Genomic DNA, 1,633 nt, shown 5'->3' with positions numbered 1-1,633 from the left:
TAAACCAGCTAATAGTTTGTCAACATTTTTCAATAAAAAGATTAAAAACAACGTGATATACTAAAATTGAACATGCCAAATAACCTTCCTCTATACTGTATTTGGAAGGTTTTGTTGTATTTAGTTAGATATAGTTTTTAAGCTATATCTTGGAAAGTAGTTCTGCTTTTTAGGATGGCGTAAATCCAATGTAAGAGTTTATTTACACAGGCTATAACTGCTACTCTGAAGGGTTTTCCTTCTTCACGTTTCTTATCGTAAAACTCTCTTAATCTTTTATTTCGTGCTATTATCTCATCAGTCGTTTTCTTCTTACGAGAATCACGAATACCACTTTGAACACCCATATATAAGGCATGACGAAGCCTACAAGAACCTCGTTTGGTAATTCTATTGACTGATGCAGTAAACTTACCTGAAGAGTAAACACTAGGATCTACTCCAGCGAATGCAACGAGCTTTTTGGCATCACTGAACCGATCTATTTCTCCAACTTCGGATAAAATCGTGGCGGCGATTTTCTCTCCGATTCCAGGGATAGACTGAAGTATATGATACTCTTCAATTTCTTTAGCGAGGGCATCTATTTCAGCTGCAATCTTAGATAGATGCTCTTGGTATTGAAGAACCATACTAACTAATAGCTCAAGATTAAAGATATGACTCTGGTACAGGTTGTTCTGAAACGGGTTACGAAGGGCTGCATCTCTTAATTTCTCTGCCCTTTCTTTTGCCCAGGCATCAGAACGACTTATACATAATGAACCAATCTTTTCGGTTAGCTCTCTTTCACTTACACTTAATACAGCCTGAGAGGTTGGGAAGGCTAGTAATGTAAGCAACGAAACCTTTGAGTATAAACTACCAAAAACACCTCTATATTCAGGGAAGACCTGATCTAATAATGAGTGAAGTTGTAGTTTAGTTTTTGCTGATACTTCAGCGATACTCTCTTGCTGTCTAGTAAGATTACGAAGGTTTAGGAGTTGAATACCTCGCTTTTTATAAGGCTCTAACTCTTCTTTATAAAACAATTCACAAAGGTGATAGGCATCTACTGCATCTGTCTTTACCTTGCGAAGACTTGAACTCTTTGCCCTATGTGAGATAAGAGGATTGACGACAATATAAACATAATTTTGCTCCTCAAGAAACTGAATAACAGGAATATGGTAGTGTCCAGTTGATTCTAAAACGACCGTAGGTTGATTACCACCAGCGGAATCTTCAACCTTTTTAAGGAACTCTAATAAACTACCTAATCCTTCAGTAGTGTGTTTAATACTAAAGCTCTTACGATAAGGCTTGCCTTTATCTAGAAATGCTTGAACCTGACTTTCTCCTTTTGATACATCCAGACCAATGACTGGATTCATACAATATCTCCTCCTAGAAATACATCATTTGTCGGTAACCCCTAAAGCTTCTTGTAATGTCATAGGTTCGCTTGTTAAACGGGATCTCTTTGTCCCAACCAGCCTGAAACATGTTTATACAAGTAGGGGGTGAACAGTTTAGCTAACGGGATTGATTCCCACGGGTGCGACGTTCTACCCCGACTACCGTTATCATAAGACCATATAAAAATAGGTCAACCAGAAAATTCTGGCTAACCTTATATTACGAACGGGTG

The 1,633-nt window shown here is 37.8% G+C and carries 1 protein-coding gene; it reads right to left on the bottom strand.

Translation table 11 applies throughout. The features are described 5' to 3' along the window. Positions 1 to 137 precede the first annotated feature (137 nt). Positions 138 to 1,376 carry an IS110 family RNA-guided transposase gene (locus ABDZ91_RS14220; protein WP_343800046.1) on the bottom strand — a complete coding sequence of 413 codons (1,239 nt, stop codon included), beginning with the start codon at positions 1,374 to 1,376 and terminating at the stop codon, positions 138 to 140. Between the last annotated feature and the right edge of the window lie 257 nt (positions 1,377 to 1,633).

The sequence above is a fragment of the Bacillus carboniphilus genome (assembly GCF_039522365.1).
GTDB classification, from domain to species: domain Bacteria; phylum Bacillota; class Bacilli; order Bacillales; family JC228; genus Bacillus_BF; species Bacillus_BF carboniphilus.
This window is presented reverse-complemented; position numbering and strand designations above follow the sequence as displayed.